At 40.9% G+C, this 20,392-nt stretch carries 14 protein-coding genes; 13 read left to right on the top strand and 1 reads right to left on the bottom strand.

What is annotated here, in order from left to right; translation table 11 throughout:
* The first annotated feature begins 4 nt into the window (after positions 1-4).
* The 13 genes from H8S07_RS04215 (at position 5) to H8S07_RS04155 (ending at position 19,619) form a co-directional block, all read left to right on the top strand.
* Positions 5-652, top strand: coding sequence for a potassium channel family protein (locus tag H8S07_RS04215; protein ID WP_117537089.1), 648 nt, complete (start codon positions 5-7; stop codon positions 650-652).
* A 21-nt stretch (positions 653-673) separates the two neighbouring features.
* The gene (locus tag H8S07_RS04210; protein WP_186855489.1) at positions 674-1,216 is read left to right on the top strand and encodes a LysR family transcriptional regulator substrate-binding protein; all 543 of its coding nucleotides are present in this window, start codon (positions 674-676) and stop codon (positions 1,214-1,216) included.
* A gap of 90 nt (positions 1,217-1,306) precedes the next feature.
* The gene (locus tag H8S07_RS04205; protein ID WP_186855488.1) at positions 1,307-4,006 is read left to right on the top strand and encodes a sensor histidine kinase; all 2,700 of its coding nucleotides are present in this window, start codon (positions 1,307-1,309) and stop codon (positions 4,004-4,006) included.
* Entirely contained in the window at positions 3,999-4,700 is a 702-nt protein-coding gene (locus H8S07_RS04200) for a response regulator (protein WP_006427007.1), read from the top strand. Before H8S07_RS04205 ends, H8S07_RS04200 begins: the two co-directional genes overlap by 8 nt.
* Before the next feature lie 1,038 nt (positions 4,701-5,738).
* Positions 5,739-7,361, top strand: coding sequence for a GH3 domain-containing protein (locus H8S07_RS04195; protein ID WP_117537085.1), 1,623 nt, complete (start codon positions 5,739-5,741; stop codon positions 7,359-7,361).
* 55 nt (positions 7,362-7,416) lie between these two features.
* A complete protein-coding gene (locus tag H8S07_RS04190) occupies positions 7,417-9,936 on the top strand; it encodes an HD domain-containing phosphohydrolase (protein ID WP_186855487.1) in 2,520 nt (839 codons plus the stop codon).
* 202 nt (positions 9,937-10,138) lie between these two features.
* Entirely contained in the window at positions 10,139-11,308 is a 1,170-nt protein-coding gene (locus H8S07_RS04185; protein ID WP_243175961.1) for a GGDEF domain-containing protein, read from the top strand.
* Between the two features lie 351 nt (positions 11,309-11,659).
* The gene (locus tag H8S07_RS04180; RefSeq protein WP_456298403.1) at positions 11,660-13,912 is read left to right on the top strand and encodes a hemoblobin-interacting domain-containing protein; all 2,253 of its coding nucleotides are present in this window, start codon (positions 11,660-11,662) and stop codon (positions 13,910-13,912) included.
* A gap of 473 nt (positions 13,913-14,385) precedes the next feature.
* On the top strand, positions 14,386-14,541 hold the full coding sequence (locus H8S07_RS04175; protein ID WP_186855485.1) for a hypothetical protein: 156 nt from the start codon (positions 14,386-14,388) through the stop codon (positions 14,539-14,541).
* Positions 14,542-14,697: 156 nt separating this feature from the next.
* Entirely contained in the window at positions 14,698-16,029 is a 1,332-nt protein-coding gene (locus H8S07_RS04170; protein WP_186855484.1) for a TrkH family potassium uptake protein, read from the top strand.
* 16 nt (positions 16,030-16,045) lie between these two features.
* Positions 16,046-16,693 carry a potassium channel family protein gene (locus tag H8S07_RS04165; protein WP_118288037.1) on the top strand — a complete coding sequence of 216 codons (648 nt, stop codon included), beginning with the start codon at positions 16,046-16,048 and terminating at the stop codon, positions 16,691-16,693.
* A 143-nt stretch (positions 16,694-16,836) separates the two neighbouring features.
* Positions 16,837-18,288, top strand: a complete 1,452-nt coding sequence (locus H8S07_RS04160; protein WP_186855483.1) for a Na+/H+ antiporter NhaC family protein — start codon at positions 16,837-16,839, stop codon at positions 18,286-18,288.
* 38 nt (positions 18,289-18,326) lie between these two features.
* Complete coding sequence (locus H8S07_RS04155; RefSeq protein WP_186855482.1) at positions 18,327-19,619, top strand: L-cysteine desulfidase family protein; 1,293 nt, start codon at positions 18,327-18,329, stop codon at positions 19,617-19,619.
* Between the two features lie 132 nt (positions 19,620-19,751).
* Here H8S07_RS04155 and H8S07_RS04150 read toward each other — a convergent pair whose 3' ends face one another.
* Positions 19,752-20,366, bottom strand: coding sequence for a TetR/AcrR family transcriptional regulator (locus H8S07_RS04150; protein WP_186855481.1), 615 nt, complete (start codon positions 20,364-20,366; stop codon positions 19,752-19,754).
* Positions 20,367-20,392 lie beyond the last annotated feature (26 nt).

Genomic DNA, 20,392 nt, shown 5'->3' with positions numbered 1-20,392 from the left:
AAAAATGAAATCAATATTACTTATCGGTCTGGGAAGATTCGGACGGCATATTGCTATAAAATTAGATGAATTGCATCATCAGGTGATGGCGGTAGATAAAAAAGATACTCGAGTTGATGCTGTACTCCCCTTTGTAACCAACGCTCAGATTGGGGATGCGACTAATGAGGATTTTTTAAGTTCGCTTGGTGTTGGAAATTTTGATGTTTGTATTGTGGCTATCGGAGATGACTTTCAGAATTCATTGGAAGTAACGTCCCTTTTGAAGGAACTCGGTGCAAGAATGGTGGTGTCTCGTGCCGCTCGTGATGTTCATGCAAAATTTCTTTTACGAAACGGCGCAGATGAAATTGTTTATCCCGAAAGGCAGGTTGCCGATATGGTTGCGATCCGTTATAGTGCTGATCATATTTTCGATTACATAGAACTAGATGAAGAACATGCAATCTTTGAAATATCTATACCGGGAGAATGGATAGGAAAAACAATCGGTCAGTTGGATATACGAAAAAAATATAACATCAATATTATGGCGCTGAAAACAAATGATATTATGAATTTGAAAATAAGTTCCGATACGCAGTTGTTAAAGGACAGTACCATGCTTGTTCTTGGGGAGACGAAACATATTCAAAAATGTTTTCATATTTAATTTTTGAAAGAAGTTGGTGATATGAAAGACTTTGTTTTACTTATAGTGGTATTGGCAGCATTTATTTATGGCTATTTTCTTATGGAAAAGCTGGAAAAATTTCTCAAGGAAAATCAATCCCAAAAACTTATTTCAGATTCTAAGCTCAGGATTGGATTTGAAACACCTGCAATCATAGATTCTATTGCAGATCTATTAGAACAATTTTCAAGCGAATACCCAAACTATGAGCTGAACCTGTTCTACGGTTCTGTAAGTGAAATAATAAATGGGCTGGAAAATAATAAACTTGATTTTGGCTTTATCATAGAAAATTCCAACGATATTTTGAAAGATGAGTATTGTTCCTTATCCTTTCAAATAAAGCAAAGTGGCATTACTCCAGGCTCTATAGACATTGCGGTACATCCCATCAACACGATTGAGAAACCAGCGAGAGTGATATGGCAAAATGACATTAATTGTATGAAGGGTCTATTTGTCGAAAAATTGCGTGATTTTTTGGAGCGTTTTCTGCTTTCGGTTACACGCCCGAATGGAAAAAAAGAAGAAAAGGTGGTATAATCTTTATGCGATTTTAATGTCAGTGCTAAAATGCTTTTCTGAAATTTACGTATTATTCTATATAATGTTTTTGTACAAGGAGATGACCGTATGAGTGAAAGCAGACACAATCCGGATCAGTTATTAAAGGAAATCCAAGCTGATGAAGAAAAACGTAATAAAGGACATTTGAAAATCTTTTTCGGATATGCAGCTGGTGTGGGTAAAACCTACGCCATGTTAGAAGCAGCTCATATGGAAAAACAGCAGGGAATTGACGTGGTAGCCGGTTATGTAGAACCCCACGCACGTCCCAAAACAGCAGCTCTTTTGAATGGCTTAGAAGTTCTTCCTACAAGAGAAGTTTTTTATAATGGTATGATACTGGACGAATTCGACATTGGCATGGCGTTGAAAAGAAAACCACAGCTTATCCTTGTAGATGAACTTGCGCATACGAATGCCGAAGGATGCCGTCATGCAAAACGGTATCAGGACATTAAGGAACTTTTGAATGCAGGGATTGATGTCTATACGACTGTCAATGTTCAGCATATTGAAAGCCTTTGTGATACAGTTGCATCCATTACGAAAATTGTTGTGCGGGAACGCATCCCGGATTCTATTTTTGATAATGCAGATCAGGTTGAATTAATAGATATTGAACCACAGGATTTGATCAATCGTTTGAATACAGAAAATGTATATAGACAGACACAGGCAAAACAGGCAGTAGAAAATTTTTTTACAATAGAAAATTTGACAGCTCTCCGGGAGATTTCACTGCGGCGATGTGCGGACCGGGTGAATATCCTCACAGAAAATACCCGCATAAAAAATCATGGAGATTATCACACAGGCGAACATATTCTTGTATGTCTATCTTCTTCTCCATCCAATGCGAAAATTATCCGTACCGCCGCAAAAATGGCTTCTGTTTTTAAAGGGGAGTTTACGGCTCTGTTTGTAGAAACCCCAGATTTTTCGGTGATGAGCGAGGAAAATGTAAAACGCCTGCGTTCAAATATTCGTCTTGCTGAGCAGCTTGGGGCAAAAATAGAAATAGTTTACGGAGAAGATGTTCCGTTTCAGATTGCGGAATTTGCTCGTTTGTCCGGTGTGTCAAAGATTGTGATCGGACGTAGTTCTGCTACAAAACGGCATTTGCTCAGCAAACCGACCCTGACAGAAAAATTGATTGATTATGCCCCTAACCTGGATGTGCATATTATTCCGGATACGGTTTCTAATGCGGCAGTGTATCAGTTAAGAGGGGGCAGGGAAAAGAACCATATCGTATTCTCTGTCACTGATACATTAAAATCTACTGCGATTCTGATTTTATCCAGTTTAGTTGGAATGATTTTCCAGAAATTTGGATTTGACAAAGCAAATATCATTACTGTTTTTGTTTTAGGTGTTCTTGTCACCGCTGTCATCACGAAACATCAGATATACAGCCTAATTTTCTCGATTGTAAGTGTTTTGGTCTTTAATTTCTTGTTTACGGAACCTCAATTTACCTTGAAGGCGTATGATCAGGGTTATCCTGTTACCTTTATTATCATGTTTTTGGCAGCATTTTTAACCGGTTCTCTTGCTATACGGATTAAAAACCAAGCAAAACAGGCGGCACAATCTGCTTACCGTACCAAAGTGTTATTTGATACAAACCAGCTATTGCAACAGGCAAAAGATAAAAATGAAATTGTATCTGCAACCTCAAATCAGCTCATTAAACTCTTGGGAAAAGATATCGTTTTTTATTTAGCTGATGGAGAAGTGTTGGATACGCCGCATATTTTTTCTGTAACTGAAGAAAATTTGGAATCGTGTATTTCCGAAAATGAAAAGGCCGTTGCCGGCTGGGTATTGAAAAACAATAAACGTGCCGGAGCTACAACAGGAACGCTTTCCAATGCAAAATGCCTGTACCATGCTGTTCGCAGCAGCAGTATGGTATATGGAGTTATTGGAATCGTGATGGGGGAAATACCTCTTGATCCATTTGAAAACAGTATTCTACTATCCATTCTCGGAGAATGTGCCCTGGCTTTGGAAAATGAGAAAAATGCCCGTGAGAAACAGGAGGCGGCCATTCTTGCAAAAAATGAACAGTTGCGAGCGAACCTGCTGCGTGCTATTTCACATGATTTGAGGACACCGCTGACATCCATTTCCGGGAATGCTAGCAATCTTTTGTCCAACGGCGATTCCATTGATAATGATACAAAAAAGCAGCTGTACATGGATATATATGATGATTCCATGTGGCTGATTAACCTTGTAGAAAACTTGCTGGCTGTAACCCGGATTGAAGAAGGACGGTTGAATCTCCGTATGACGGAAGATTTGATGGATGACGTGATTACAGAAGCGTTACATCATATTAACCGAAAGAGTGAAGAACATCATATTTCCGTTGAAAGCAAAGAAGAATTTCTTCTTGCAAAAATGGATGCAAAGCTTATTGTTCAGGTAATCATCAATATTGTTGATAATGCTATCAAATACACACCTAAAAACTCTCATATTGTTATTCGGACAGAAAAGAGGGGAAAACAAGCAATCGTATCTATATCGGATGATGGAAACGGAATTGCTGACGAAATAAAGCCACGGATATTCGACATGTTCTATAGCGGTGCAAATCAAATTGCAGACAGCCGCCGAAGTTTAGGACTCGGATTATCTTTGTGCAAGTCCATTATTAACGCCCACGGCGGAGAACTTACTGTTTCAGATAATCTGCCGCACGGAACAGTATTTACATTTACATTACCGGCAGGGGAGGTCAAAGTATATGAATAAGTCACTAATATTAGTTGTAGAAGATGACACATCTGTCAGAAATTTAATTACAACAACCTTAAAAGCGCACGAATACCGATATCTGACGGCACCCGATGGTCAATCGGCAATTTTAGAAACATCTTCACACAATCCTGACATTGTTTTACTTGATTTAGGACTTCCTGATATAGATGGTGTTGAGATTATTAAAAAAATCCGTACTTGGTCAAACATGCCAATTATCGTAATCAGTGCTCGCAGTGAAGATACCGATAAAATTGATGCGTTGGATGCTGGCGCAGATGATTATTTAACAAAGCCATTTTCTGTTGAGGAACTGCTTGCCAGACTACGAGTCACGCAAAGAAGGTTATCGATGATGCAAAAAGTATCTCCTGCCGAAGCGGTTGTTTTTGTAAACGGAAAACTTCGTGTAGATTATGCTGCAGGTTGTGCTTATTTGAATGAAGAAGAGTTGCATTTAACACCTATTGAATATAAGTTGCTTTGCCTGTTGACAAGAAATATAGGAAAAGTTCTGACCCATACTTTCCTTACGCAAAGCATTTGGGGAAGTAGCTGGGATAATGATATTGCTTCCCTTCGTGTGTTTATGGCAACACTTCGTAAAAAAATCGAGAAAGAACCGAACTCTCCACAATATATCCAAACACACATTGGCGTGGGGTATCGGATGCTGAAAGTTGATTGAATTTCACAACACCATAGTTAAAGTTGAAATATAAGCTAATAGGTAAAATTTAATAGAATAACACGTAAAAAAGCACTGAAATCGTTTGCTGATCACGATTTATAGTGCTTTTTCTTTGACTGCAAAGGAAAATACAACGAATTTAAGTTTCGCGCAGTTTTGCCTTTGCAGATCGCCCTTTCCTTTTATATGATGTGTATTTGCAGGAAATTGGCAGTGGTACGATTGCCAAAAGGCTGGTAGAACTTGGAATTAAGAATAGGCGTGGCACGGTGGAATGGCATGATCATGGAGTTATGCATTATGCATAGTATATGTGTGGGAAATAAAATCTCCTTTGTACACCAAAACCAAATTATTCTTGCTATTTATAGTGACTTTTATTATAATTAAAAGTGCGTGGTTATGCGTCTGTATATTATTGTGCACAAAATTCGGAGAATGGACATGCAGCAGATTATTTTAGGCAGTGCAGGATTTCTTCTGTACTTTATTTACGATATAAATAGTGTTAGAAAACAGAACAGATATTTACAAAAATTTTTCGCAGTGGGCACTATTCTGGTTGTTTTGTCACTGTTCATGGAACTTTGGCTTGCATGGGGACAGTGCAGTCACAGGATTGGAAGAATGATTGGATTCGGAATCGGAGCGATGTGCTTTTTGGCACTTCTCATATACACCTTGTTTTTCGCCCTTCCTTTTGAGGAAACCTATTGTGAAGAAAATAGGTTACGGGCTGCATACACAGAAGGTGTGTATGGATTGTGTCGGCATCCCGGTGTTTTGTGGTTTGCAGGTGCATATCTTTGTATGTGGGGAATGGTTGGCGGATGGAAACAGGGAATCTATTTTTTACTTATGATTTTTTGGAATTATCTGTATATCATTTTTCAGGATCTGTGGACTTTTCCGCAGACATTTTTTAATTATAGGGAATATCAGAAACATACACCTTTTTTAATACCAAATAAAGAAAGCATACAGGCATGTTTCTATAGTGTCAGAAAACAATGATCGATCTGGAGCGGACAGACTATGAATTTAGAAGAAAAATTAAAGAAACAACAGTATAAAGAAATCTGGCAGCAGTACTGTGGATTCCTTGATTTGTCCATGGATGGATATATGAAAATTCAACGGCGATTGATGGAGGAGCAGATCCGGTTATGGAGTAACTGTGGTCTGGGACAGTCTATTTTGAAGGGAAAGCATCCGAGCAATCTGGATGAATTTCGAAAAATGGTACCATTGACAACCTATGAAGACTATGCAGATGTGCTGCTTACCAAACAGCCGGATATGCTTCCGGGCAATCCGGTTATCTGGATCCAGACGACCTGGGAGGGTGGAAAGCATCCCATTAAGGTGGCGCCCTATACCAGAAGCATGCTGGATACCTATCGCAACAACGTGACAGCATGTCTGATTCTTTCTACCAGTAAAGAAAAGGGCTCTTTTGATGTGGCAGCTACAGACAAATTTTTGTATGCCCTGGCACCGTTGCCTTTTGCAACCGGACTTTTTCCGCTGGCATTGGGTGAGGAGATCGGTATTGAATTTTTACCGGCAGTTGATGAAGCAGTAAATATGAGCTTCAGCGAAAGAAATAAACTGGGATTTAAGATGGCCATGCAGAAGGATCTTGGTTTTTTCTTTGGCCTTGGAAGTGTGGCTTATGCAGTGAGTCTGAGTCTTTCTTCTTTGACCAGTGGCGGAGGTGGCGGCATTAAACTGTCAAGCCTTATGAAATGCAAGCCTCATATGATCTTACGTATGATCCAGGCAAAGCGCCGGTGTAAGAGAGAAAACAGAACATTTCTCCCAAAGGATCTGTTTCATCTAAAAGGATTTATGGTGGCAGGTACGGATAACCTGTGTTATAAAGATGATCTGGAAGAACTTTGGGGCATTCGTCCCATGGAATTGTTCGCCGGTACGGAGCCTTCCATTATGGGTACAGAGACATGGACAAGAAAGGGAATGTATTTCTTCCCGGATACTGCGTTTTATGAGTTTATCACAGAGAAGGATATGATGAGGAATTATGACGATCCTTCTTATATTCCGCCTACCTATCTGATGGATGAGGTGAGACCTGGTGAAAAGTATGAGCTGGTATTTACGATTCTGAAGGGCGGTGCGTTTGCCCGCTATCGTTGTGGAGATATGTATCGCTGTGTGGGATTGGAAAACCGGGAAGATGAGACCAGGATTCCCCGTTTTGAATATGTGGACCGGGTACCCTGGATCATTGATATCGCAGGATTTACCAGAATTTCGGAAAATGGAATTCGAAGTGTAATCAGCCTTTCCAAACTTCCAATCACCAACTGGGTGGCAACGAAAGAATACAATGAACAGAATCGACCGTATCTTCACATGTATGTGGAACTGGAACAGGAGGCACTTCTTAGCAATGCCATGAGTGCCAATATTTTAAAGGATTTACTGAGTACATATTTCAAATATATTGATCAGGATTATCGGGATCTGAAAAAGATTCTGGGTATGGATCCATTACAGGTGACAATTTTCACCTGCGGAACCTTTGAAGCCTATGAGAAAAAGACAGGCAAAAAGATACATCAGATGAATCCTTCTCATTACGATATGAAGGAATTACTGGATGTGCAGGAATATCTAAATAAAGTAAGATAACTGTGCAGGCATGGAACAGTTATGAGTGAAGCAAAGAATGGGATAAGGGAAATTTATGGAAACCTACGGATATATATCAATTATAGCCATGCTGTGCTATGGCTTTCTGCTGTTGATGTTTTTGACAGCAAAGAAAAATAAAATAATAAACAGTTTTCTGGTGGTATTGACGGGATTACTTTTCTGGACCGGAGGTTCTGCCTTTATGCGTGCACAGTTCTGGCCGGGATACGAATTCTGGTATCAGGTTTCCCTGTTGGGAATTTTATTACTGCCATATGCGTATTACCGTTTTATTCTTGCCTTTGGCGGAGTCAGGAACGGATCCACCGGTAGAATATACCTGGTAATCATGCTGATCTGCTTTTGGGTGAATGCTCAATTTGGAGCTTTTCTGGAAGCCCCTGAGATGGTAGAAAAAAGAGGGGTACAAAGCTTTGTATATGAGATTAAGCCATCTATTATTGCATTTTTCATCCCGGCAGGATTTTTTCTGATTCATCTTTTCGTAATTCTTGTACGGATCTGTAAAGAAAATCCTACCATGAAAGTTCAGTATGAACCGGTGATGATGGGAGTGCTTGCACTGTTTCTTGGCAATGCATTTCTTGGAATTCCTTTTTTCAGCGGCTTTCCGATCGATATTTTAAGTGGTGTAGTAAATGTATTTTTACTGTTTTATGCACTGATTCGAAGACGATTATTCCGCCTCCAGATGCTGGCATCTCCCAGTTTATGTTATGGTGTAGGATTGCTGTTTTCTATTTTTGTATTTTTAAATATCATGCCGTTTCTGCAAAAAATTCTCCATATGCAGCCGGATAAGAATATCACCATGTACACCCTTGTATTTGCCATTGTTTTTCTGATTACCTATGCAATCTTTACTTATCTGTGGAAGCTTTTGATCCGCAGTGTATTTGTAAAGGAAGAGAATCATCAAGCGGAGAAGTTAAGGGAATTTAATTCAGCAATTTCAAAAACCCTGGATCTTCAGGAAATTCTGGATCGAACCATCCGGGTGATGAAAGAATTGATGGATGTGGGCAATATCTATATATGTATGCAGAAAGCACCCGGAGAGACTTACTGTGGAGTTGCAAGTGACCAGCCTCTTAATGATCTGGCATTTTCTCTGGAAGAAGAAAATCCGATGATACAATGGCTGAAAGATCATGAAGAGCCGCTGGTTTACAGGGATTTTCGCTATTCTGTAGAATATAAGTCCATGTGGGAGGAAGAAAAACATCATCTGGATAAGAAGCACACGCGCTACTGTGCCGGATTAAAAGACGGTGATACTTTGGCAGGGGTGATATTGATCACGGCAGATTCCGGGAAAAAGAGATTGGTCTATGATGAAGTGGAACTGATCTCAAACATCACATCGGTGGCTTCTATTGCTATTAAAAATGCAAGAATGTACGAAAAAGCTTGTATCGAGGCAAGAACGGATGAGATGACCGGTTTGTTGAATCGAAAATATTTCCATGAAGTACTTTATGAAGAATTTGAAAAGAATAAAGATGCCTCGTTGGCACTTGCAATTATCAATGTAGATGATTTTAAGTTATATAATCAGCTGTATGGTTTAAAAGAAGGTGATCTGTGTCTCCAGCGCATTGCAAAAATCATCCAGAGCAGTGTGGGAGAAAACGGATATGCTGCCCGTTACGGTGGAAAAGAATATGCTGTTTTGTTGCCGGGATATGATCTTTTCTCAGCCAGAAATCTGGTGGAATCCATTGAAAAGCAGATTTCTGTTATGAATAATCGCAGGACAGACATGAAGCTAAAAGCAATTACGGTCAGTGCGGGAATCAGTGCGGCACCTTATGCGGCAAAAAATGTGAAGGAACTGCTGGAGAATGTGGATCTTGCAGTTTACCATGTGAAACACAGTGGAAAGAACGGGATCCAGGTCTTTGATACCATGTTCCGCAATGCCAACAAGAATATAGTGTCAACAAACCGGGCACATATTTATCAGGAATATGAATCAACCATCTATGCACTGACAGCAGCAATCGATGCAAAAGATCATTATACATTCAGCCATTCCACAAATGTGGCCTATTATGCAACAGCGCTTGCAACAGCACTTGGCATGAATGAAGATATGGTGGAGATCATTCGCCAGGCAGCCCTTTTACATGATGTTGGTAAGATTGGTATCCCGGAGTATGTATTAAATAAGGCCGGCAAACTGACAGACGACGAGTATGAAATAATCAAGGGACATGTGGAATCGTCTATCGATATTATCCGTCATCTGCCTTCTCTGGATTATGTTATTCCGGCTGTTATCGGTCATCATGAACGTTATGATGGCAAAGGATATCCACGACGGATCGCAGGAGAGGATATACCTCTGACAGCACGTATCCTGTGTGTGGCAGATTCCTTTGATGCCATGACGTCCAAACGTTGTTATAAGAAGGCCTTCTCGTTGAGTGTAGCAAGAGAGAAACTTCTTCAGGACGCAGGAAAACAATTTGACCCGGATCTGGTCTACAAATTTGTGGAATGCCTGGATAACGGGACCATTACGTTAGTGAAAGCTGAAGAGATATAAAAAAGGTAACATTCAATGTCTGTTGTGACGGCAGAATACGATGAATGCTCCTGTTATGAAGTAGATGCATGAGAAAAGAGCAATCTTATGCATCTATTTTTTTGACAATGGATTTTGCATGTAGATGTGAAAGTGTATATCTTTTTCATGCATAGTTTGTTAGAATATAGTTTAGGGTTTATGAATTCGAAAACAGAATCTTTTGCTGCAGTTAAACAAAGCAAATATTTGTGAAAAAGCAGTGATAGATGAAAAAATGGGAAGTTTTGTAATGGATGGATATTTTTATGTATTAACTACAATTGATCTTTTTGTTTTATGCTTTATGTGCATACTCACATATCTGAGTGAATCGCTTAGCGAAAAACAAAAACGTGGCTTTTTTCTGGCCTATCTTATGATCGCAGGAATTTCAGTGCTGGAGGTCATAACAGTGGTTGTGGATGGCTTGCCGTCCGGATACCGATGGCTGAATATTGTGTCTAATTATCTGGGGTTTGGCCTGTCGCCGGCGGTGTCTATCTGTCTTGTGTATGTATTGGACAGAAAAACAGCTCTCCGACGAAAGATCAGAATTGCAGTGTGTTGTGAGATCGCATATCTTATGTTTCTGTTGATTTCTATTCCATATGGAATGGTATTCTCCGTGAGTGTGGATAATATTTATTCACGTGGTCCGCATTTTTACATATATGTCATCATGTATTTTGGGGCAATTTTGTATCTTTCGATATCTACGATCGTCACAGCCAGAGAATTTCAGAATCGCAGCAGGATGCTGATCTATCCATTGATTCTTTTTGTGATGGCGGAAACAGTCATTCAGATTGCACTGCCTGAACTTCATGTAACATGGTTATGTATTACGTTGCTTTCTGTATTATATTTTATCTATTGCAATGAAATGTGGAATCAGTTGGATGCACTCACAGGACTTTTGAATCAGAACAGCTATTTGAAACAGACCAGGGAGGTAAAATACAACAAAGGAGTGCTGGTGGTGTTTGACGCGGATGATTTCAAACAGGTCAATGACTGTCATGGTCACGTGAAAGGTGATCTTTGCCTTGCGGATATTGCGGAATGTATCAAAAAAGCATATGCAGACTTTGGATATTGTTATCGGATAGGTGGGGATGAGTTTTGTGTATTACTGAAAAACGGAGCGAAAGAAGAGGAATGCAAACAGGAATTTCTGCGGCGGTGGACAGAGAAACGAAGAAAGTTCACATTTTTCCCAACCGTTTCTTACGGGTCAGCTCCATTTTCAGATGAAGATATTGCAGTTGTCAAAGACAGAGCGGATCAGGATATGTATCAATATAAAAAAGAACGTAAGAAACATCACGCGCCAAGTCTTACAGACGTTTGATTTGAAGTGATTATTCAAAGGGCATATGCTATCATTTTTGTATAGTAAACAAACCTTAAAGGACGCATGTTAAGGTTTACAAATTGTTTCCGAAAGAAGAAATGAATATGAGTAAGAAATTTATAAGTATCTTATTAAGTATGGCGATGGTGCTATCAATGTTATTGGTGCCAGGGACGGAGGCAATGGCGGTAGGAGATTAAGGGAGCCTGTATCGTGAGCGGTACGGGCTCCTTTTTGAGTACGCGTACCGTTATTGAGAAAATAATTAGTTGACACTAACTCTACATGATGTTAATCTGTGATTAGCATTGACTAACTAAATATATGGAGGAAGGACTATTGAAGAGAATGAGGAGAAAATGCAAAACACTCCTGCTGGCATTATTTTTGCTGATTGCAGGTGTGATAATAGGTGAAGTAAACGTATCGGCAGCAGAGAAAGAGATTACCATTGACAGTATTTCTGTAAAGCAGGATTCATTCAACGGATTATGGCAATTGAAATTTGCGGATGCAAATTATACGGATGCGATCACGAAAATCTCTGTCAATGACACGGACTGGGAAGCGTATAGTTTCACACCTTCTATGGGTGGAAAATATCGTATCCGGGACGGCGCCGTTGAATTTGCACAGAAAAGCTACAGTCAGACCGCAGCGTTGAAAAATGGTGATGTGATTTCAATTACGGCAACCGGATACAAAACATTAGCTTTCAAAGTTGCTATCGCGGATGGAAAGCTTACAATTTCGCAGGATACAAAGCCAGGCGATAACATGAAGCTTTACGTGCGACTAGTCGGAAGCTTTGAGTCGGCACTTGTAAATCAAAAAGGATACGATGCGATTAGTGGTGCATCTACGAATGTGACGCAAAATAAAAACAGTGATGCAAGTGTAGAGGTTGCACTTGTAAATGCAGATCAGGAACCGACAAAAGATGATTGGAAGCTTTTAAGCGAAAGCGATATTCGTATAAAATCCAAAGAGTCTTCGGTGATAATTGTAAATCACGACGATGCATCCAAAGAAAATGATTCTGGGATGGCGGGTGTGTATTCCGTTCATGATGGTTCCCTTACGTTAGCCGGAACCCCTGCAAATGCAGGTACATATGATATCAGCGTATCGATCACAGACGAAGACGGACATACTGCGACAAGTAACAGCCTGCCGTTTCGTGTTTTCAGTGGAGAAGAAACATTAAAAGATCAGCTTGTGTTATCAAACTGTACGAAAACGGCAGACGGAAAATATATGTATGATATGGAGCCGTGGGCGATTAAAAACTTTACAGATGCTTCCGGCGATCAGAGGGTCACTGTTCCGGCAGATGTAAAAGCGTGGTATGGCTCTCACACAAGTGGCACGTATGGAGAACTTGGATACGCTGTATCAGAGGGCACTGCACAGAAGCAGACATTGATCTTGCCAAAGGGATGCAATCTGACATTGGTAAATATGGATATTTTATCCAGTGTGAAAATTATTGTTGGGGACGGTGCGAAGCTCACACTTCGAGATTCTGTCATTCAGGGAGTTGTAGAAGTACAAAATGGCGGAACATTTTCCATGAATTATAACGACTATGGAGAAGGCGAGTTTCTGAACGGAGCGTCCATTAATGGTCAACTGATCTTGCAGGATGGTGCCACATTGGAAAATGCAAAAATTTACTCGAATACGAACAATATTGCCAATGGATCAAGTGCACGTCACAATACAGAACCGGTCGTTGTCGTAAATGGAAATGTTTCATTGAAAGGAAAGGTATTCGTGCGCGGCGATGAGGCACCTACCGGAACAGATGCTGCCACAGGAAAAAGCTATACCGGCCAGAGGGGACTGAAAGTTAATGGCACACTTACTCTGGAAAAAGATGCTGTACTTGCTGTCTTTGGCGGTGGGAAAGATGCAACTACATCAAATGGCGGAACAGCAGTTGAGCTAAATGGTGGAACCATTACCGGAGAAGGAAAACTCATCTGCGTCGGTGGCGATGGACATTTTGGAGAAGGTGGAAATGCAGTGAGCGGTACGGGAATGATTTCCGTAGCAAATGCATACTTAGAAGGCGGCGCTTCTGTTTCCAAATCAAGTACACCGGGAAAAGCTTTGGGAGATAATGTGAAGCTTGCAGGAACAACGAATCGAAATCTGATCGATGGAGAAAATGTAAATGATATCGATTATGATAATGATACATATTGGAGAGATATTCTGACTGTGCCGAACCTTTCTTTATATCCGGTAGATGCAAATGCACCGGGCGAGACGACAGAGCCGGAAAAGCCGGGCGAGACGACAGAGCCTGAGAAGCCGGGCGAGACGACAGAGCCGGAAAAACCGGGCGAGACGACAGAGCCTGAGAAGCCGGGCGAAACGACAGAGCCGGAGAAGCCATCAAGTGGTGGAACAGATACGAATACAGGTAAGGATAAACAAAACAAGACGAAAACAACTGTAAAAACACAAGTGAAAAGCAAAAAGAATGCTTCGGTTAAAACAGGCGACAGTTCCAAGCCGATTTTATGGGCGGTTCTTATGGTCGTAGCAATTGCCGGAATAACAAGAAGCTTAATGCTGAGAAAAAAGAACTAATGGTCTTTACAAGTTAATCACTTTTTTGTTTACGGATAACAATAACATCATTTAAATTTAATATCATATTTGGTTGAGGAAGCACAGAAAGATCATCCCGAAGTATAAGGAAAACGATGATCTGATGTGCTTCTTCGATAGTTTAATACAGCGGCTGATATTGTTAAGGTCCGCAAGTCGACGAAGTCACACGTTTCGATCTCACTGAAGGATTTAGAGACGAAGAGACTGGTCGATAGGATTCAAAGTCCGAATAATAAGAAGCGTATTGAAATCGTTTTATTAGATGATGCAATTCCGATCATAGAAGCAGGGAAAAACGCACAGAAGCAATTTGCGAAAAATGTTTTGAGTGGATTAACAGAAGAAGAGATGCAGATGTGCATCCAGGTATTTCAAAAGATTTGTAACAATGCGGATGAATGTTTGAAGAAAAATGCGGAGTGAGATGATGAAAAAAATATTTATGTTATTTGACAAGAATGGTAGCTGCCATCAGCCTTTCTTTCGGATGCTACATCCCGGTTACATTGTTCAGCAAGAAAAAACCAATGGTGGATCTTCTGATGATCCCAAAGACATGTGCTTATATGTGGATGATCGCAATGGGACTTCAGTTATTATTTTAGATAATAGGAAAAATTGAAAAGCTGTCGCTTTTACGATGGATCAATCGCAAAGTGGCAGTTTTTTTTGCTATCTTGATTTCAAACAGGTGTAGTATTATACTACAGCTATACGTAGACATTGTTTGAATTGTTAATAAAAGAAATCAGGGATTTGACATGATGAAAAACATAGGAAGACATTTTACACCGTTTCAATTGATCACGATGGGTTTTGCCGCAGTTATCTTATTTGGCGCGTTTTTGCTGACGTTGCCAATCTCCTCGGTGGAGGGAGTATTTACGCCATTTCACAAGGCTTTATTTACTTCTACTTCGGCGGTGTGCGTGACCGGGCTGGCAGTGCTGGACACGGGGAGCTACTGGTCTTTCTTTGGACAGCTTGTTATTTTAATACTGATCCAGATCGGTGGGCTTGGCGTGGTGACAGTTACGGTTTCGGTCACATTGTTGTCCGGGAAAAAGATTTCTCTTATGCAGCGTACGACAATGCAGGATGCCATTGCAGCGCCAAGGATCGGAGGAATTGTCCGACTGACGAAGTTTATATTAAAAGGAACATTTCTGGTAGAGCTTATCGGAGCGGTATTACTGCTGCCGGTTTTCGGAAAAGATTTTGGCGTGAAGGGAATCTGGATGTCAATCTTTCATTCTATTTCTGCATTTTGCAATGCGGGATTTGACATTCTCGGAACGACGAAAAATACGTTTCCGTCCCTCCTGCAGTATGCGGGAAATGCTCTTGTAAATGTAGTGATTATGCTGCTTATCATTATTGGCGGCATTGGTTTTCTTACATGGGAAGATGTGTGCACGAATACATATCATTTCCGGCGCTATCGACTGCAAAGCAAGATCGTTCTCGTGACGACGGCAGTGCTTATTTTATTGCCGAGCCTTTTCTTTTTCTTTTGGAATTTTAAAAATCTTGCAATGGAGGAACGGCTGCTTGCATCGTTTTTCCAGGCGGTGACACCGAGAACTGCCGGGTTTAACACCGTAGATATCGGAAAGATGGCGGAACCGGCACAGACACTTATTATCATTCTTATGCTGATCGGTGGATCGCCGAGTTCTACAGCCGGAGGTATGAAGACAACGACAATTGCAGTGCTGCTCTTAAATGCATTTGCAACATTTCGAAGTAAAGATACGGTAAGTGCATTTCACAGGCGAATTGATAATCATGTAATACGCGATGCAGCTACACTTTTGATGCTGTATGTGATGCTTTTCTTTGGCGGCGGAATCGCGATCAGCATGTATGAAGGCCTGCCATTGGCGGAATGCCTTTATGAGACGGCTTCGGCGGTTGGAACAGTGGGACTTACACTTGGAATCACGCCACACCTTCATATGGCGTCCCAGTTGATCCTTATCGTGTTAATGTATCTTGGAAGAGTCGGAGGACTTACATTGATCTATGCTGTATTTTCATCCAGAAATAAGAGCAAAGCAAAGTTCCCGGTAGAACAGATTACAGTTGGATAGTTTGGAGGAAATAAACATGAAAAATATTTTACTTATTGGACTTGGAAGATTTGGCAGACATCTCGCTGTAGAGTTAAATGAGCTCGGCCATGAGGTTATGGCAGTTGATGATGATGAAGACAGAGTAAATGAAATTCTGCCATATGTTACGAATGCGCAGATTGGAGACAGCACAAATGCAAACTTCTTAAAATCACTTGGGATTGGAAATTTTGATATTTGTTTTGTAACAATTTCGGCAAATTTTGAAAATTCATTGGAGACGACTTCGCTATTAAAGGAGCTTGGAGCAAAGATTGTTATCTCCCGGGCAGAACGAGATATTCAGAAGAAATTTCTATTAAGAAACGGAGCAGATCAGGTCGTATACCCGGAACGCCAGGTAGCCAAGTGGGCATCTATCCGGTACACGGCAGACCACATTTTGGATTATATGGAAATTGACGCATCCCACGCAATTTTCGAGGCGGAAGTGCCGGAGGAGTGGCTTGGAAAGACAATCGGAGAGCTGGATGTCCGAAGAAAATATAATATCAATATCATTGCAGTGAAAGATAAAGGCGGGGTGAACATCGCCCTTTCCACAGATACGCTTTTGAAGCAGGATGCGACAATTTTAGTAATCGGAGAACATAAAGCGATTAAGAGATGGTTCAACATATAAAATCTGAACGAGCGGACCTTCTTATATAGAAAATACCTTTTACAGTTTATCAATTTTGTGTATTAGACAGGATAAACCTAGTGGAGTAGTATGTTTTCTAACAGCTGATATAGCTGTACACAAAATATAAGGAGGACAGTAAAATGGGAGAAAGAAGATTAACGTTCCGCGGGGGACGTGCAATGGCGTTGGTTCCATTTGCGATATTTATTATTATTACGATAGGATTATCTTTCGCAAATTTTCAGGATATTAATGCCATGGTTGCAGCAGGTGTGATCGCACTTTTGATTGGAATGCTTTTCAGCAAAGATCTGGATCGTTATTGGGATGTTATATTAAAAGGACTTGGTTCGAAAGTAGCGATGACCGCAGTGATGTTATGGTTAGTTGTGGGAATGTATGGAGCCATATTGAAAAGTGGACATATTGTAGAAGGACTTGTATGGGTTTCCGTAAAACTTGGAGTGTCCGGAGCTGTATTTACAGTATGCGCATTTGTTTTCTCGGCATTGTTTGCAGTGGCAACAGGATCTGGGTTTGGAACGATTTCAACGATGTGCTTTATTTTATATCCGGCGGGTATTTTATTAGGATGCAACCCGGCGGTTCTGGCAGGTGCGATCTTATCTGGAGCAGCATTTGGTGACAACTTCGCACCGGTATCGGATACAACGATCATTGCAGCAACCTCTCAGGAGTATAAATATACAAATGGAGCGGCAAGCATTGGCGGCACCGTAAAATGCAGATATAAATATGTTTTTATCGCTGCGATCATTGCAGCAGTATTGTTTTTTGTATTTGGTGGTTCCGGAAATACACTGGATCCGGCAGAAGCAGAAAATCTGTTGAAGCAGTATCAGATGCCACAAGGATTGTTACTTTTGATACCTACATTGGTAGTTATTATTCTGGCTGTAAAAGGAGTAAATATCTTTGCCAGTCTTGGAACAGGAAGCATTCTGGCGATTGTGATCGGATTGGGAGCAAAGCTTTTCAAACCGACCGATCTGATCTGCATCAAAGACGGCGCAATCAGTGGAACGATCACAAGTGGAGTATCAGGTATGTTTAATGTATCAATCCTGTTAATGATCGTTGTATCTATGGGAGAGCTGCTTATTGCATCCGGATGCATGGAGGCAGTTGTAGATTGGCTGAACAATTCAGTCATCAAAACAGAAAGAGGCGCGGAAATTTCGATGTTCTGCCTGTCTACCGTGTTTGGTATTCTGATTGCTGCAATCAACACAATTGCAAATATATGTGTAGCTCCATTTATCAATGCAATCGGTAAGAAAAATGACATTCATCCATATAGAAGAGCAAATATACTTGCGACAACCATTTGCTCATTTCCATTTTTCCTTCCATTCGGCGGATGTGTATTACTTTTGCTTGGTGGAATCTCTTCGCAGACAGATGCATATGCATTTCTTCCGAAGCTTGGCGCAGGAGACATGATTACTACGACGTTTTACAGCTGGGCAATCTGGGCAGTGATGCTTGTAAGCTGCATTACCGGAAAGGGAAGAGCATTCGAAGGAAGAAATGGAGAGTATATCGAAGCAAAAAAGAATCCGAATAAATAAGAGAGCAGTTTTTAAATGCAAAGGGGGTAAATTTTAAAATGAATGAACTGACAAAATTAATCAAAGCGGACATGCTTCCGGCACTTGGTGTGACGGAGCCGGGAGCGATTGCATTCAGTGTAGCGAAGGCACGTTCCTACACAAAAGGAGAATTAAAACATGTAAATGTTGCAATGAACAGTGGAATGTATAAGAATGCATTTACGTGTGGAATTCCGAATTCCAATGAAGTGGGCAATGTGTTTGCTGCAGCACTCGGCTATGTGGCTGGAAATGCAGAAAAAGGATTGGAATCGCTGGCGGATGTAAAACCAGAAGACAATGTTACCGCACAAAAGCTCATTGACGAAGGTAAGATCACCGTCGAGTTAAGTGGTATTACAAGTCGTATCTTTATCCAGGCAACAGTGGAGACGGAAAGCAATAAGGCAATAGTTACGATCCGTGATTCTCACACGAATATTACGAAGATTGAAGTAAATGGTGAGGTGCTGGAGGAGAGTGAGGCAGAGCATGCCGCAGATACGACAGAGGCGGACGCAAAGGAAGAGGTACATTCTATTCACGGCTATACATTGAAGGAAATCTTAGAATATGTAGAAACAGTTCCGGTAGAAGAGATTGAATTTGTAAAAGAAGCTTACAAAGTAAACCTGGAATTATTCCACGAAGGACTTGAAAATCCACGCACGACATTTGCAAGAACGCTTCTTGCAATGAATGGTGGCAAAGAGATTTCCGATGATGAGAAGAATACAGCGTCTCTTCTTTGCAATGCAGCCATCGAGGCACGCGTGATCGGACTCGACAAACCGGCAATGAGTATTACCGGTTCCGGCGCACATGGAATTATCGCTACAATGCCACTCTATGGTGTGTACAAGATTAACCACTTGAGTGAAGAAATTTTGTATCGTGCGACAATGTTGAGCTATCTTGTCTGCACTTATATTAAAGAGTACTCCGGAAGATTGTCTGCATTTTGCGGATGCGCGATCGCGGCAGGATCTGGTATGGCTTGCGGAGTCTGCTACATGAAGGGTGGCAGATTAAAGGAACTGGAATATACCCTCAACAATATGGCATCTTCCATTACCGGCATGATCTGCGATGGCGGAAACCAGGGCTGTACGATGAAAGGTGTGGCTGCCTGTGACACAGCATTTCGATCAGTAGAATTTGCACTTGAAGGCGTTCATATCGACAAGGCTCATGGTATCAACGGGACGACACCGGAAGAGACGATGCGCAATATGGGACTTATTGCATCGCCGGGAATGGTAGCGACAGAGAAGACGATCGTAGAGATTTTCGAAGATAAGTTGAGATAGTCAGAGACAGGATTGCGGAAGGCAAACCATCAGACATATCATTGGCCAACTTCGGCACTTGCAAAGAAGCTACCAAAGAAAAATCGCTTAGGCCTGAGAAAAAAGGTCTAAGCGATTTTTACATTTGGTGTGTTATTCGGCATCTTCTTTTACAGTAAATACTTCGATGATCTTCTTTAATGTCTCGTGAAGATATGGCATATATTCTTCCATCGATACCGGTGTCTGTTTTAAGATGCAGCTGTAACTTGTGGAGCCGATCAGCTCAATGATCGTATAGAGCATAAGGCTTGGTGACGTACAGTTGACATGATAACGTTCCAGTGATTCTAAGTAATGGTCGAAAAATGCCTGTGGCAGTACGCTGGCACCGTTCGATACTTCTGCCTGGAAAATTCCCCAGGATAGATTCTTCGCAACGAACTGGCTCAACGGTTCATCGGTCATAAATCTTCCTATAATGTAATCTGTCATAAATAATACTTCGTCTTCAAATGTTGGCACATTTGCTTTATCCAACTCTAAGTGCGCATCGTTGAAAAGCTGCGTAGCTTTGTATGCGATCAGTTTATCGCGCAGGTCAAACTTGTCTTTGAAGTACAGATAAAAAGTACCTTTGGCAAGCCCGGCGCGATCTACAATGTCAGCGACAGTTGTCTTGGAAAATCCTTTTTCTGTAAATAACTGAAAAGCTGCCCGCAACAGAGTATGTTTTTTTTGCTTTTTATTATCGTCTACTTTTCCCATAATCATTCCTTCTTATCCTAATTACA

The sequence above is a fragment of the Dorea hominis genome (assembly GCF_014287705.1).
GTDB lineage: Bacteria > Bacillota > Clostridia > Lachnospirales > Lachnospiraceae > Dorea_D > Dorea_D hominis.
Note: the sequence above shows the minus strand (reverse complement) of the source record. Positions and strands in the feature narration are given on the sequence as shown.

Excerpts from the sequence above, each read along its gene's own strand:
- H8S07_RS04210 (WP_186855489.1), top strand. The coding sequence starts at position 674 with ATGAAAGACTTTGTTTTACTTATAGTGGTATTGGCAGCATTTATTTAT.
- H8S07_RS04190 (WP_186855487.1), top strand. The coding sequence starts at position 7,417 with ATGGAAACCTACGGATATATATCAATTATAGCCATGCTGTGCTATGGC.
- H8S07_RS04180 (WP_456298403.1), top strand. The coding sequence starts at position 11,660 with ATGAGGAGAAAATGCAAAACACTCCTGCTGGCATTATTTTTGCTGATT.
- H8S07_RS04215 (WP_117537089.1), top strand. The coding sequence starts at position 5 with ATGAAATCAATATTACTTATCGGTCTGGGAAGATTCGGACGGCATATT.
- H8S07_RS04200 (WP_006427007.1), top strand. The coding sequence starts at position 3,999 with ATGAATAAGTCACTAATATTAGTTGTAGAAGATGACACATCTGTCAGA.
- H8S07_RS04205 (WP_186855488.1), top strand. The coding sequence starts at position 1,307 with ATGAGTGAAAGCAGACACAATCCGGATCAGTTATTAAAGGAAATCCAA.
- H8S07_RS04160 (WP_186855483.1), top strand. The coding sequence starts at position 16,837 with ATGGGAGAAAGAAGATTAACGTTCCGCGGGGGACGTGCAATGGCGTTG.
- H8S07_RS04155 (WP_186855482.1), top strand. The coding sequence starts at position 18,327 with ATGAATGAACTGACAAAATTAATCAAAGCGGACATGCTTCCGGCACTT.
- H8S07_RS04170 (WP_186855484.1), top strand. The coding sequence starts at position 14,698 with ATGATGAAAAACATAGGAAGACATTTTACACCGTTTCAATTGATCACG.
- H8S07_RS04195 (WP_117537085.1), top strand. The coding sequence starts at position 5,739 with ATGAATTTAGAAGAAAAATTAAAGAAACAACAGTATAAAGAAATCTGG.
- H8S07_RS04165 (WP_118288037.1), top strand. The coding sequence starts at position 16,046 with ATGAAAAATATTTTACTTATTGGACTTGGAAGATTTGGCAGACATCTC.
- H8S07_RS04150 (WP_186855481.1), bottom strand. The coding sequence starts at position 20,366 with ATGGGAAAAGTAGACGATAATAAAAAGCAAAAAAAACATACTCTGTTG.